This window comes from Halomonas sp. BC2, assembly GCF_002078115.1.
GTDB lineage: Bacteria > Pseudomonadota > Gammaproteobacteria > Pseudomonadales > Halomonadaceae > Vreelandella > Vreelandella stevensii.
In genome coordinates, this window is the sequence record NZ_LFGT01000022.1 from 14,740 (window position 1) to 28,897 (window position 14,158).

The 14,158-nt window shown below is 63.2% G+C and carries 13 protein-coding genes; 10 read left to right on the forward strand and 3 right to left on the reverse strand.

Annotated features, from left to right (window positions below; all coding sequences use genetic code 11):
- Positions 1-113: 113 nt before the first annotated feature.
- Positions 114-809, reverse strand: a complete 696-nt coding sequence (locus tag B7L71_RS13240; protein WP_081138535.1) for an extensin-like domain-containing protein — start codon at positions 807-809, stop codon at positions 114-116.
- A 117-nt stretch (positions 810-926) separates the two neighbouring features.
- Between B7L71_RS13240 and gmk the strand changes: the two genes are divergently transcribed.
- The 4 genes from gmk (at position 927) to B7L71_RS13260 (ending at position 4,551) form a co-directional block, all read left to right on the forward strand.
- On the forward strand, positions 927-1,559 hold the full coding sequence (gene gmk / locus B7L71_RS13245) for a guanylate kinase (protein ID WP_081138537.1): 633 nt from the start codon (positions 927-929) through the stop codon (positions 1,557-1,559).
- An 87-nt stretch (positions 1,560-1,646) separates the two neighbouring features.
- Positions 1,647-1,907: a DNA-directed RNA polymerase subunit omega gene (gene rpoZ / locus B7L71_RS13250; protein WP_016915502.1), complete on the forward strand. Its 261-nt coding sequence runs from the start codon at positions 1,647-1,649 to the stop codon at positions 1,905-1,907.
- A gap of 26 nt (positions 1,908-1,933) precedes the next feature.
- Positions 1,934-4,066, forward strand: a complete 2,133-nt coding sequence (locus B7L71_RS13255) for a RelA/SpoT family protein (RefSeq protein WP_081138538.1) — start codon at positions 1,934-1,936, stop codon at positions 4,064-4,066.
- A 95-nt stretch (positions 4,067-4,161) separates the two neighbouring features.
- Complete coding sequence (locus B7L71_RS13260) at positions 4,162-4,551, forward strand: RidA family protein (RefSeq protein WP_016915500.1); 390 nt, start codon at positions 4,162-4,164, stop codon at positions 4,549-4,551.
- A 69-nt stretch (positions 4,552-4,620) separates the two neighbouring features.
- Here the strand turns inward: B7L71_RS13260 and B7L71_RS13265 are convergent, their stop codons facing one another.
- Positions 4,621-5,502, reverse strand: coding sequence for an SDR family oxidoreductase (locus B7L71_RS13265; protein ID WP_081138540.1), 882 nt, complete (start codon positions 5,500-5,502; stop codon positions 4,621-4,623).
- A gap of 149 nt (positions 5,503-5,651) precedes the next feature.
- On the opposite strand from B7L71_RS13265, the gene B7L71_RS13270 reads away from it, so the two are divergent.
- Positions 5,652-6,581, forward strand: a complete 930-nt coding sequence (locus B7L71_RS13270; RefSeq protein ID WP_081138541.1) for a hydrogen peroxide-inducible genes activator — start codon at positions 5,652-5,654, stop codon at positions 6,579-6,581.
- A complete protein-coding gene (recG, locus tag B7L71_RS13275; protein ID WP_081138543.1) occupies positions 6,578-8,656 on the forward strand; it encodes an ATP-dependent DNA helicase RecG in 2,079 nt (692 codons plus the stop codon). The genes B7L71_RS13270 and recG overlap by 4 nt, the downstream gene beginning before the upstream one ends.
- A gap of 36 nt (positions 8,657-8,692) precedes the next feature.
- Here the strand turns inward: recG and yccS are convergent, their stop codons facing one another.
- Positions 8,693-10,900 (reverse strand): YccS family putative transporter, encoded by a 2,208-nt coding sequence (gene yccS, locus B7L71_RS13280; protein ID WP_081138545.1) that lies wholly within the window; start codon positions 10,898-10,900, stop codon positions 8,693-8,695.
- A 238-nt stretch (positions 10,901-11,138) separates the two neighbouring features.
- On the opposite strand from yccS, the gene B7L71_RS13285 reads away from it, so the two are divergent.
- The 4 genes from B7L71_RS13285 to B7L71_RS13300 form a co-directional block, all read left to right on the forward strand.
- Positions 11,139-11,954, forward strand: a complete 816-nt coding sequence (locus B7L71_RS13285) for a DUF3100 domain-containing protein (protein ID WP_081138546.1) — start codon at positions 11,139-11,141, stop codon at positions 11,952-11,954.
- Positions 11,944-12,438: a hypothetical protein gene (locus tag B7L71_RS13290; protein WP_081138548.1), complete on the forward strand. Its 495-nt coding sequence runs from the start codon at positions 11,944-11,946 to the stop codon at positions 12,436-12,438. Before B7L71_RS13285 ends, B7L71_RS13290 begins: the two co-directional genes overlap by 11 nt.
- A 10-nt stretch (positions 12,439-12,448) precedes the next feature.
- Positions 12,449-13,606, forward strand: a complete 1,158-nt coding sequence (locus tag B7L71_RS13295) for a M20 aminoacylase family protein (RefSeq protein WP_058577671.1) — start codon at positions 12,449-12,451, stop codon at positions 13,604-13,606.
- Positions 13,607-13,703: 97 nt separating this feature from the next.
- Positions 13,704-14,158: NAD(P)-dependent oxidoreductase (locus B7L71_RS13300; protein WP_170919503.1), on the forward strand; the 455-nt coding region annotated here is incomplete at its 3' end.

A 14,158-nucleotide genomic window follows, 5' to 3' on the forward strand; every position in this document is an offset into this window, starting at 1 on the left:
CCACTGGCGGAAGCGTTGGCCGTGGCGCGGTGATTGGTGCAGGCGCAGGTGCTGCGACCGGTGCCCTGACCGATGAAGAGGACATCAGCCTCGACTGACGTCGGCACAGGCCACTAGCGACACAGCCTGAAACCGCGCATGCCCAGATGGAAATGGTCGGCATGCGCGGCATTGTAATCCGGCCCCAGTACGTTGCCGAAGGTATCACAGGCGCCATCCCTCGCTGCCCGCAAGAACTCCCCTGCCTCACCCTCGTCGTCCCAGTCGCGAATCAGCGTAATCTGCCGACCATTCTCGAAGCGAAAACCCACCACATCCAGGGCTTCAGCCGTGGCGTGCTCGCTGCGTCGACCGCTTTCACGGCCGTAGACATTCCGGCAGGCAAAGCTGCCCACATGATCCACCTGGGCGACCGGGCTGCCCATGATGGCTTCGGCAGCCGGTTGCAGGGCGTGGCGTTCGTACATCACCCAGGCCAAGGCCAGCGGGCAGGTGGCCACGAAGCTCTGGTTGAAGCGCACGCTGCTGGACTGCATACGCACCACATTACTCAGCGGGCAGCTGGCGGTGGGGGAGTAGTCGGCCAGCGGCGTGTAGCTCAGCCCGCCCTCGGGGACGGTGTCCAGGGCGGCCAGACAGGCCTCACGGTCGTCGTTGAGGCGCTTGAGCTTGAGTTGGGTGACCGGCGTGACCGGGTCGTCCACGTGCAGCGGTGCCCAGGGGGCCCAGTGGCGCGGGATGACGATGACATCCTTGTAGATGGCAACGCCAACCCCGACCAGCAGGAGCAGGAAGAAGAGTGCGCGCATGGTGACCTCCGTGTGGTGTTCTTGAACCCCTACAGTCCCTGCCAGGGGTATGCGATACTGCGCTATTGGCGTAGGCCGTCACCCACGCCCATTTCTGATCAACAAGGGAAGCGCTGCATGTCCCAGGGTACGCTTTATATCGTTTCTGCCCCCTCTGGGGCGGGTAAAACCAGCCTGGTTCGCGAGCTGATAGAGAGCCTGGATGGCATTCAGGTATCGGTGTCTCACACCACCCGCGCCAAACGTGAAGGCGAGGTGGACGGCGTGAACTACCACTTCACGCAGATTCCCGAGTTCGAAGCCATGATTGCCCGCGGCGACTTCTTTGAGTATGCCAAAGTCTTCGACAATTACTACGGTACGTCACGTCAGGCCGTGCAGACGCGGCTGGATGCCGGGCAGGACGTGATTCTGGAAATCGACTGGCAGGGCGCGCGCCAGGTTCGCGAACAGATGCCCTCCGCCGTGTCGATCTTCATTCTGCCGCCATCGCGCAGTGAGCTGGAGCGCCGCCTGTCGAGCCGGGGTACCGACGAGCACGCGGTGATCGCTCGGCGCATGCGTGATGCCGTCAGCGAGATGTCCCATTACGATGAATACGACTACCTGGTGATCAACGATGACTTCACCACGGCGTTGCAGGAACTGCAGTCGCTGGTGATCAGCCACCGCTTGACCCTGGCCACCATGCAGCAGCGTCACGCCCCCCTGCTGTCTGCGCTCTTGTCACAGGCGCCTGGCGTCGAGTAATCTAGCAGGTCGTATGACTACTTTTTTCGCTGGGTCGGCGGCGTTTTCAGCCCTGCCGGCCCGGCGTCGTTATTACAGGATGGCTCCATGGCTCGCGTAACCGTCGAAGATTGTCTCGAAAACGTAGAAAACCGCTTCAAACTGGTGATGATTTCTACCCAGCGTGCCCGTCAGCTGGCGCGTGGCTCCCGTGATGCCCAACTGCCCTGGGAAAACGACAAGCCGACCGTCATGGCGCTGCGTGAGATCGCCGCAGGCCTGGTCGACCATACGGTTCTGGATGAGCCGGTCGAAGCGCCGGTGCGGGCGCGTCCTGCCATGACGCCCAGCGCTCAAATCGACGACTAAGCTAGCACCGATCAGGGGCGCGGTACATGTTCACCATTGATGACCTGGCCGACCGACTCGGCGGCTACTTACCCCCGGACGAGATCCAGCAGGTCAAGCGCGCCTTCTATTACGCCGAGCAGGCCCACGACGGCCAGCGCCGTCGCTCGGGCGAGCCCTACGTGACCCACCCGCTGGCGGTGGCCAACATTCTCGCCAACATGCACATGGACCATCAGAGCCTGATGGCCGCCATGCTGCACGATGTCATCGAAGACACCGGCGTCTCCAAGAAAGCCCTGGCCGCCCAGTTTGGCAAGCCGGTGGCCGAGCTGGTGGATGGCGTCTCCAAGCTGACGCAGATCACCTTCGAAGACAAGGCCGTTGCCCAGGCGGAGAATTTCCAGAAGATGGTGCTGGCGATGTCGCGGGACATCCGCGTCATCATCGTCAAGCTGGCCGACCGGCTGCACAACATGCGCACTCTGGGGGCCCTGCGGCCCGACAAGAAGCGCCGCATTGCCCGGGAAACCCTGGAAATCTACGCCCGTATTGCGGGGCGGCTAGGGATCAACACCATTCGTGTGGAGCTGGAAGACCTCTCGTTCCAGGCGATTCACCCCATGCGGGCCGAGCGCATCAAGCGTGCGGTGGCCAGCGCTAGAGGGAATCGTCGCAGCGCCATGCGTGAAATCCAGGCCTCGCTACAGCAGAGCCTCGATGACGAAGCGCTGCAGGGCACGGTGATTGGTCGCCAGAAGCATCTGCTGTCGATCTACAAGAAGATGCGCGACCAGCGCAAGCCGTTTGCCGAGATCATGGACGTCTTCGGGTTCCGTATCATTACCGAAGACGTGGCCAGCTGTTACCGGATTCTGGGCGTGGTGCACAACCTCTACAAGCCGGTACCCGGGCGCTTCAAGGACTACATCGCGATTCCCAAGGCCAACGGCTACCAGAGCTTGCACACGACGCTGTTCGGCCAGCGTGGCATGCCCATCGAAGTGCAGATCCGCACCCGCGAAATGGAAGCCATGGCCAACAACGGCATTGCTGCCCACTGGCTGTACAAGGCTGGCCAGACCGCGCATCCGATTGCCGAAGGCAGCCACGCCCGCGCTCGCGCCTGGGTGAAGGGGCTGCTGGAGATGCAGCGCCACGCGGGGGACTCGCTGGAGTTCATCGAGCACGTCAAGAATGACCTGTTCCCGGATGATATCTACGTGTTCACGCCCAAAGGCGACATCATGGAGCTTCCCCAGGGGGCCACGGTGATCGATTTTGCCTATAGCGTGCACACCGATATCGGCAACAACTGCATTGCCTGCCGAATCGACCGCCACCTGGCACCGCTCTCGACACGGCTGGAAAGCGGCCAGACGCTGGAAATCATCACCGCGCCCGGCGCGCGCCCCAACCTGGCGTGGCTGAATTTCGTTACCACCGCCAAGGCGCGCTCGGCCATCCGTCACGCACTCAAGCACCAGCAGCAGGCAGAAGCCATCATGCTGGGACGCCGTTTGCTCAACAAGGCCCTGGCCCCCTTCGAGACCAGCCTGGAAGAGCTGGACGAAAGCGTGTTCGAACAGGCGCTGAAAGAGCTGGATGCCAGCTCCATGGATGCGCTGCTGGAGTCGATGGGGCTGGGCAATCGCATGGCTCACGTGGTGGCTCGGCGGCTGGTGGACGTGGCTCATGGCGAGAGCTTCGACAAGACGCTGGCCGACAACAGCGACAAGGCAGTGGTCATCAGCGGCGGCGAAGGCATGGTGATCAACTTTGCGCGCTGCTGCCACCCGCTGCCGGGCGACCCGGTGGTGGGGCACCTCTCTGTGGGCAAGGGGCTGGTGGTGCACCGCAGTGAGTGCAAGAACCTCTCCGAGCGCAAGAGCGACCCGGAAAAGCTGTTTGCTCTGGAGTGGTCGGAAAATATCGACGAAGACTTCCCGGTGGCCCTGCGTATCGAGATCGAAAGCCGCCGTGGCCTGGTCGCCGAGCTGGCCGGGCTGGTGACCGATGCGGACGCCAACATCGAGCGGATCGGCATCGAAGAGCGTGACGCACGGCTCTCGACGGTCAACCTGACCCTGTCGGTGAAAGGGCGAGTCCATCTAGCGCGGATCATCAAGCGGATTCGCAACCTGCCCAACGTCGGCAAGATTACCCGTATGGCCAATTAAAACGACCCGGTACCCGCCGCTGGCCCGTCAGGCTGGCGGCGTCAGCCGTGGCGATCATCATCCATCGATGTATTCTCACAGGAGCAAGAGACGTAATGAGCAATAAAGCGGTTATCAACACCGAGAAAGCCCCGGCGGCCATTGGCCCCTATTCACAAGCCATCAAGGCGGGCAACACGGTGTATCTGTCGGGCCAGATTCCCCTCGACCCGGACACCATGGCGCTGGTCTCTGACGATTTCGAAGCCCAGGCGCGTCAGGTGTTTGCCAACCTGCAGGCAGTGTGCGAAGAGGCGGCGGGCTCGCTGAGCGATATCGTCAAGCTCAACCTCTACCTGGTGGACCTGGACAACTTCGCCATCGTCAACAAGGTCATGGAGGAGTTCTTCTCCACGCCGTTCCCGGCCCGTGCGGCGGTGGGCGTGAAGGCGCTGCCCAAGGGCAGCCAGGTAGAAGCCGAAGCGGTCATGGTGATTGGCGACTAACGCCAAGGCCTGATACAGCACAGTAAAAAGCGAGCCGTGGGGCTCGCTTTTTGCTCTTACGCGATAGCGTCAGGCTTTTTGCAGTTCCAGAAACCCGCCTTCCTTGAGCACCTGCAGATACCCCTCCTTGTAGCTGGGGTAGCGGAAGGTGTAGCCGGTTTCACGAATACGGCGGTTGTCGCAGCGCTTGCTGGCCCGGCGGCGCAGGGGGGACTGCATGGTCTCGGTGGACTCCACCTTCAGCTGTTTCGCCAGCCACGCCATCACGTTGTGCATGGTCACCGGCTCGCAGTCGCTGCCCAGGTAAAGGTCTGCCAGCGGCGTACCGCTCTCCTGACAGCGAATCAGGTGCGCCAGGATGCCGGTGCAGTCGTCGCGGTGAATCCGGTTGGAGTAGATCACCGGCGTCACGGCGGCAATGCGGCCTTCTGCCACCTGGTGAATCAGGCGGTCACGTCCCGGGCCATAAATGCCCGAGAAACGCACCACGGTGCCAGGCAGCGGGTGGTTGAGCAGCGCCTGTTCGGCTTCGCACATCAGGGTGCCGGAGAAGCTGGTGGAGCTGGTGGGGCTCTCTTCGTTGACCACTTCGCCTTCCTGCTGGCCGTAAACGCTAGTAGAAGAGACGAAGAAGATCCGTTTGGGCGGCGTATCGTGCTGCTCCAGCACGCTCAGCGTGCGTTTCAGGCCGTCCGGGTAAGCGCTTTGATAGGCACTCTCTTCGAAACGGTCGGCGCTAACGGTGTAAATGACGTAGTCCGCGCTGGGCAAGGCGTTGGCGGGGGCGCCCTCCAGGTCGTTAAGGTCCAGGGCCAGCGGCTCGATGCCCGTGTTGGCCAGTGCATCGGCCTGGCGGCGCACGCCGATCACGCGGTGCCCTTCGTCCAGCAGCTCCTTGCCAAGCGTGACGCCGATATCTCCACAGCCGATAATCAGTACCGTTAGCTTCACCCTGCTCACCCCTCTTGATAAATATTCCCTATTAGATACAAAGTCCTTATGAGATGTGCCATCTTCAATAGGGCTTGTCTGTCCTTTTCCATCTCGCTAATACGATTACCAGTCACGAGCTGCAACGAGAGGATGCCACTGGCACCACCATGACTTTAACAGAACTACGCTACATCGTAACCCTTGCACAAGAGCGCCATTTTGGCCGTGCCGCTGAACGTTGCCACGTTTCACAGCCCACTCTGTCGGTGGCGGTGAAAAAACTGGAAGACGAACTGGAAGTGGCGCTGTTCGAGCGCTCCAAGTCCACCGTACAGGTAACGCCGCTGGGTGAAAAGGTCGTTGCGCAGGCGCAGCGCGTTCTGGAACAGAGTGGGCTGATTTTCGAACTGGCCAAGGCAGGCAAGGACCAGTTGGCCAACCCCCTGCGCATTGGCGCCATCTACACCATTGGGCCCTACCTGTTTCCCCATCTGGTGCCTGCGCTGGCCAACGCTGCGCCACAGATGCCGCTGTACATCGAAGAGGGCATGACCGGCACGCTGCGCGCCAAGCTGCGCAATGGCGAGCTGGACGTGATCATCGTGGCGCTGCCCTTCACCGAAACCGATGTAGTTACCAAGCCGATCTATGACGAGCATTTCGAAGTGCTGATGCCCGCCAGCCATCCGTGGGTAGCGCGTGAAGCGATCCACAAGGAAGACCTGCTGGAAGAGCGCCTGCTGCTGCTGGGGGAAGGCCACTGCTTCCGCGACCAGATTCTGGAAGCCTGCCCGGCCATTACCCAAAAGCTGAACAGCCCCAACAATACCCTGATTGCCGAAGGCGGCTCGTTGGAAACGATTCGCCACATGGTGGCCTCCAAGCTGGGCATTACCGTGCTGCCCCAGTCGGCGCTGGGCACCGACCAGTACGAAAACGCCATGCTGGTCAGCCGTCCCTTCGTGGAGCCTGCGCCTTCGCGCACGGTGGCGATTGCCTGGCGCGCAAGCTTCCCCAGGCCCAAGGCCATCGATGCCCTGGCCCAGGCGATTGGCCAGTGCCAGCAACCGGACCACAAGGCCCATACGGACTCATGAGTGAACTAGCTGCTCCGGTCACGGCGCTCAAGGGCGTAGGCGACGCGCTGGCCATCAAGCTGGCGCGGCTGGGGGTCGAGCGCGTCAGCGACTTGCTGTTTCACCTGCCGCTGCGCTACCAGGACCGTACGCGACTGACGCCGATAGGCCATCTGCGGGCGGGCCAGGAGGCGGTGGTGGAAGGGGAAGTGACCGCCAGCGACGTGGTCAAGGGGCGGCGGCGCAGCCTGCTGGTGCGGCTGCGCGACGGTAGCGGCATCCTGAGCCTGCGGTTCTTTCACTTCTCTCCGGCTCAGCAGCAACAGCTGCGCCCCGGTGCCACCGTGCGTGCGTTCGGCGAAGCCCGGGCAGGAGCCACGGGGCTGGAAATCTACCACCCGGAGTATCGCCTGAGCGGCAGCAGTGACACCCCGGTGGAGGAGTACTACACGCCCATCTACCCGACCACGGAGGGGCTGCATCAGGCTCGCCTGCGGGCCTTGGCCCAGCAGGCGCTGCGCCTGCTGACGCAAGCCCCTGAAACGCTGCCGGACGTGATCCCCGACACCCTGCGCCAGCGCTTCCAGCTACCGGGGCTGCATGCCAGCCTGCAGCTCTTGCACCAGCCACCACCGGACGTGGATCTGGAGCAGCTTGCCCAGGGGCTTCACCCCGCCACCCGGCGGCTCGCTCTGGAGGAGCTGCTGGCCCACCAGCTCAGCCTGCGGGAAGTACGCCTGCGCATTCAGGCCGATGGCGCGCCGACGCTGCCCTCCGGGCGTAGCCTGCAAACCCGCTTTCTGGCGCAGCTGCCGTTTGCCCTCACCGGTGCCCAGCGCCGCGTGCTGGAGGAGATCGCCCTCGACCTGGCACGCCCGGCGCCCATGCTGCGGTTGGTGCAGGGGGATGTGGGGTCGGGCAAGACGGTGGTGGCGGCCATGGCCGCGCTCTCGGCGCTGGCGGGCAACTGCCAGGCGGCCATGATGGCGCCCACGGAAATTCTCGCCGAGCAGCACTATCGTTCGTTCAAGGCATGGTTCGAGCCACTGGGCATCGACGTCGCCTGGCTGGCGGGCAAACTGAAAGGCAAGGCGCGGCTGGATGCCAAGGCCGCCATCGCCGATGGCCGAGCGCGGATGGTGGTGGGCACCCACGCGCTATTTCAGGACGATGTGCATTTTCAATGCCTGGGGCTGGCGATCATCGACGAACAGCACCGCTTTGGCGTGCACCAGCGCCTCGCCCTGCGTGAAAAGGGGGAGGCCGGTGGGCTGACGCCACACCAGCTGATCATGACCGCCACGCCGATTCCCCGCACCCTGGCCATGAGCGCCTACGCCGACCTGGACGTGTCGGTGATCGATGAGCTGCCGCCGGGGCGCACGCCGGTGAAGACCGTGGTGGTCTCGGACGAGCGCCGCCCGGAAGTGGTCGAGCGTATCCGCAATGCCTGCCGCGATGGCCGCCAGGCCTATTGGGTCTGCACGCTGATCGAGGAGTCCGAAGTGCTCCAGTGCCAGGCGGCGGAAGTCACGCGGGACGAGCTCACCCAGGCGCTGCCGGAGCTGGCCATTGGGCTGATACATGGGCGCATGAAGGCCGCCGAAAAAGCCGAGGTGATGGAGGCCTTCAAGACCGGCGAGCTGGACCTTTTGGTCGCCACCACGGTGATCGAGGTCGGCGTGGATGTCCCGAATGCCAGCCTGATGATCATCGAAAACCCGGAGCGCCTGGGGCTTTCCCAGCTCCACCAGCTACGCGGGCGTGTTGGGCGGGGCAGCACCGAAAGTTTTTGCGTGCTGCTTTACCATGCGCCGCTGTCCAAAAGCTCCCGAGAGCGGCTCAGCGTGATGCGCGAAACCACCGACGGCTTCCGCATTGCCGAAAAAGACCTGGAAATTCGCGGCCCCGGCGAAGTGCTCGGCACCCGCCAGACCGGCCTCGCCCAGATGAAAATCGCCGACCTGGAACGCGATGCCGACCAGCTGGAGCGCGTCACCGCCCTGGCCCAGGCGCTCCAGGGCAACGCCGAGGTCACCGCCGTACTGGTGCGCCGCTGGCTGGGCGAAGCCGCCGGGCGCTACGGGCAGGTGTGAGGAGGCCAGGTGTGAGCAGTGGCCGGTGTGAAAGAGCTAGCGTAGCGCTTCAGCTGCGTCGGTTTGAAGGCTGCCGGGTGCCACCAGTCGCCCAGCCGCCTCGCTGAGCGGCCCCAACTGCCCAGCAATCAGGCGTAGCTGGCTCTGGATGGGGCGATAGAGCGTGATGGCTTTCTCATCCAGCGCGCCGCTTTGTTCCTCTAACTGGCTCAGCAGCTCGTTGGCAGGCTCGGTCAGTAACTCCACCGGCAGACGTTTATCTAACTGCTCGGCCAGTTGCTCTAATAGAGCGCTAATCCGTTTGGCGAGGGGGACGAAGGCGGCATCGTCTTCATCTTCTGCCAGCCGATGACGATGCGCGCCTAACGCCGAAAGGTGGCTGAGCAGCGTGTTGGAGAGCACCAGGAAGCGCAGGCCGTTGTCGGCGTCCTGTTTGCGGTAGTGGCCTGGCTCGTGAAGCATGTTGGTCAGCAGGGTCGAGAGCGCCGCATCCGCGTTGTGGGCATTCCGCCGGGCCAAACGATAGGCCAGGTCGTCCTGCTTGCCCTCTTCGTACTGGTGGACGATTTCGTCCAGGTAGTGACGATGGTTGGTCAGCACCTTGCCCGCCTCGCGGTAGAGCCGCCGCCCTTGCCAGTCCGGCAGGATAAAGAACACCGCCAGCCCGGCAATCAGCGAGCCAATCAGGGTATCGAACAGCCTGGGCCAGATCAGATCGAAGCCATCCCCCACCTGATTGAAGCTGCACAGCACCAGCAGGGTGATGGAGGCAGTGGCAATCACGTAGTGTTTTTCCCGATTGGCGAAGAAGGACACCCCTGCCACCACGGCTATCATGCTCTGGACCAGCGGCTGGGGAAACAGGCTGATCGACATCCAGCCTGCGGTCAGGCCCAGCACCGTGCCGAGGATGCGCTGAGATAAAAAGCGCCGCGTGGTGGCAAAGTTGGGACGGCACACGAACAGCGTGGTCAGCAGTATCCAGAAGCCCTGCTTGGGGTCCAGCCACTGCAGCAGCCCATAGCCCACCAGCAGGGCCGTGGTCAGGCGTACCGCATGGCGAAAGGTGGGCGAGCCCAGCGTAAAATTGAGCCGCACGCGCTTCCAGGCTTCCAGCAGGCTGGAGGGCGAGCGGTCGTAGAGGGCGCTGTCGCGGCGCTCTTCGTTGGCGGCAGGGTTATGGGCGCTGGCAATCTGGGCTTCCAGGGTGGTGAGGTTGTCGGCCAGGGCGGTCAGCGGGCGAATCAGCGGCCGCCACTCGGGCTTGCCGCGTTCGCGGAGGTTCTCGATGGAGGCGCGCAGGTCGGCCAGCGCCTGCTCGCTCTGCTCGTGACTGAACGGGCGATTGAGCAGCAGCGATTTGGCCAACTGACGGCACGCACGGCCCTGCTGGTCCAACAGGCGCTGGCAGCGAAACAGCACGTCGTGGTGGAAAAACGCATCGGTGAGCGCGCTGTAAGGGTAGTGGGTGGAGCTGGCCCGCTCGTGGATATCCTGGGCAATGAAGTAGATCTGCAGGTAGCGGTTGAGCTTGCGGCTGCCGCGCTGGCCTTCGAGGCGGCGAAAGATCATCTCCTTGGCCTGGTTCAGGGCATCCACCACCTGGCCGTTCTGACGGGCCAGCGCCACGCGTCGGGCTTCCACATCGACTCCGCGTACAGGCTCGAAAAGCGCCGATTTCAGGATCAAGAACTCCCCCAGCGCCTTGTACACCCGTGCCATGCTCTGCTTGACCGGCTGGCGGGAGAACAGCGCGCACCACACCACGGAAATTGCCCCGTACCAGGCCGCGCCGCCCAGCAGCAGCAGTTGGCGTGCCGCCACGTCCTCATCCACTCCGCCGTGTTGCTCGATGTTGATCATGGAGTAGATCGACAGAATCAGCGTGCCCGAGGCAATGGTGGCGTAGCGCTGGCCAATGGCGCCCAGCATGATCAGCGTAAAGGTGGAGACTGCCAGCCCCACGGCAAAGAGCCACGGCCAGGGGAATAGCCACTGCACCACGAACGAGGCCGAGGCAAAGCACAGCAGGGTGACCGCCAGGGCTTGTGCCCGCCCTTGCCAGCTGTCGTCGGTTTCCGAGAGCGCGCAGGCGATGATGCCGAGAAACAGCGGGATCACCAGGGCCACGTCGCCCATCAGCCCGCTCATCAACAAGGCGCCGCTGAAGGCGATGAAGACCCTCAGGCTGTAGGCGAACTTATCCAGTGTCCAGAGGCGGCGTAAGGGTAGTGAAATGGGCATGGTGTGTCTAAGCGGACCTCGAAAGTGTGGTGTTGTAACGTTGTTAGACTTTGGTCGTGTTCGAGTATAGAGCCAACTCGGCGCCGCTGTCGCTATCTGGCGCAGGTCAACCAACGCTGGGCGTTGGCCAAGCGTTTATTCGCTTGGGTGTTCTAAAAAGTAGCGCACAAAATCGCTATGATTGGAACAGTAACCTTTCGATACTCGGAGTGACTCTAAAAAAAACAGGATCACTCCCATGGATCTCAAACTGCTGCTGGACTGGCGTCTGCACCTCACGGTGATCGTGACGTCGATGTTGTCGGAATGGATAGGCATCGTACGCATGCCGCTGGGGCCAGGAACGCTCTTATTACTCCCGCTGCTTTACGCCTTCGTGATCGGCGTGCTGCTCAATCCGCATCTGTTTTCGGCGATGGGCAAGGTCATTCCCAAGCCGGTCAGCCATGCGGCCGGGCCCATCATTCTGATCGCTATTCTGCCGTTCATCGCCAAATTTGGCTCTACCATTGGCCCTGCCATCGAGCAGATCATCGCCGCCGGGCCTGCGCTGATCCTTCAGGAGCTGGGCAACCTGGGCACCATGCTGCTGGCGCTGCCGTTTGCGGTGCTGGTGCTGAAAATGGGCCGTGAAGCGGTCGGTGCCACCTATTCGATTGCTCGTGAGCCCAATATTGCCATCATTTCGGATCGTTATGGCCTGCGCAGCCCGGAAGGGATCGGCGTCATGGGTGTCTACGTGGTGGGCACCATGTTCGGCACGCTCTACTTCGCGCTGATGGCGGGCTATATCGCTTCGCTGGACATTCTCGATATCCGTGCCCTGGCCATGGCCTGTGGGGTGGGCAGCGGCAGCATGGTCGCGGCGTGTTCGGCCGCCCTCGCCGAAGCAGTGCCAGCCTCGCGGGACGAGCTGCTGGCCTTTGCCGGGGCCAGCAACCTGCTGACCTATGCCACCGGGCTGTATATCTCCCTGTTTATCGCGCTGCCCGTCACCGAGTGGATGTACAAGCGCCTGACCGGTAACCGCCAGGAGACGCAACATGAAGGCTAACGAGATGACCACAGAACCCCTGGACAAGAGTGCGCTGGAAGAGCTGCGCCCGGAAAACCAGCTGGGCAAGACCGCACTGGTGCTGGCAGCGGTCTGCGTGGCGGCCTGGTTCAGCAATACCGTCAACGGTGCGCCGCTGCTGGAAGCGCTGCCGGGCATGCTGATTCTTTATGGGCTGGTGATCATTGGCCTGGTCATGGGGCGTCTGTGCCCCTTCTACCTGCCCAGCGTGGCCTGGGTGTCCCTGGTGAGCATTCTGGTCACACTGCCCTCGTTTCCGGGGAGCGCCTGGATCGTATCGCAATTGGCGGCGGTGAATTTCCTGGCGGTCGTGACGCCGGTACTGGCCTACGCCGGGCTGGCGCTGACCGGCCGTGAGTTCAGCATGTTCCGCCAGACCGGCTGGAAGCTGGTCATCGTGGCGCTGCTGGTGTTCACCGGCACGTTCATCGGCTCTGCCGTCGTCGCGCATATCATGCTTTGAGGAGTGAACCATGGCTGCGTCAGTGACCATACCCGACAGCGCTGAACTCGCCGCCTGGCGGCAGGATTTCCATCAGCACCCTGAAACCGCCTTCGAGGAGCACCGCACCAGTGCGCGTATCGCGTCGCTGCTCACCCAGTGGGGCTTCGATGTCACCACGGGGTTGGCGGGCACGGGCGTGGTGGCCACCCTGGATGGCCAGCAGGGGGAAGGCAAGACCATCGGCCTGCGGGCCGATATCGACGCCCTGGACATCCGTGAAGAGACCGGGCTGGCCTACGCCTCGCAGACGCCGGGCAAGATGCACGCCTGCGGACACGATGGCCATACCACGATGTTGCTGGGAGCGGCCTGGGCGCTGAAGCAGCAGCCCGACTTCAAGGGGCGGGTGGTATTCATCTTCCAACCCGCCGAAGAGAACGAGGGCGGTGGCCGTGCCATGGTGGAGGACGGTCTGTTCGAACGCTTCCCCATGGACGCCGTGTACGGGCTGCACAACTGGCCCGGGCTGCCGGTGGGTGTCGCTGCGGTGCACGATACCGACGTCATGGCCGCGTTCGACATCTTCAGCCTGACGCTGACCGGTAAAGGCTGCCATGCGGCGATGCCCCACCTGGGCACCGATACGGTGCTGGCGAGCTGCCAGCTGATCAGCCAGCTGCAAGGGCTGGTGAGCCGTGAAACGCCGCCGGACAAGTCGGCGGTGCTGAGCATCACCAGCATCAATGCCGGAGACACGTTCAACGTGATACCCGAGCAGGTGGCGCTGCGCGGCACGCTGCGCTGCTTCGACATGGCGCTGAAAGAGCGCCTGGAAGCACGGTTCAAGCAGGCCATTGCCAGCCTGGCCGAGTTCCATGGCTTGACGGTGGAACTGGATTACCAGCGCTGCTACCCCGCCACGATCAATACCCCAGCGCATGCCCAGCACTGCGCTACGGTGCTGGAGGGGCTGCTTGGCCAAGGCAAGGTGCTGCGCAACCCGCCGCCCAGCATGGCCTCCGAGGATTTCTCGTTTTTGCTGGCCGAGTGCCCAGGTGCGTATATCTGGATGGGCAACGGCGAAGATTCGCCGTCGCTGCACAACCCCCACTACGACTTCAACGATGCGCTGTTACCGCTCGGAACGCGCTACTGGGTAGCGCTGGTCAACGCACTGCTCGTCTGACGATGACGTAATACATCCATTCGCTCTCTGATGCCCACTGGGTAGGGGAGCGTCTACCCCGCATTCAGCGTTTCATGGCATGCCAAGGAGTTTGATGATGTCGCAAACCGAACACGCTTTATCGATTACCGTGATAGGCCTGGGCCAGATGGGCGGCAATATGGCGCTGACCTTGCAGGCCGCCGGCTTCGAGGTCACGGGCAGTGACCTGTTTGAGGCCGCGCGGGCAAGGCTCGCAGGCTTGGGCCTGGCCGTAGTGGCACCGGATGCCCTGCCTGCCAGCGATGTCTACCTGCTCTCGCTGCCTACTTCTGCCCATGTGCGCGAGGTGATCGAAACCTCCCCTGGCCTGCTCGCCCTGGCCCCCAAGGGCAGTGTGATCGTCGATACCTCCACCAGTGACCCCGCCGGCAGCCGCGAGCTGGCCGAAAAAGTCACCGCGGCGGGCCTGCACTGGCTGGATGCTCCGGTCAGCGGCGGCCCCAAGGGCGCCGCCAACGGCACGCTGGGCATGCTGCTGGGCGGCGATGATGCCACCCTGGAGCGAGTGAT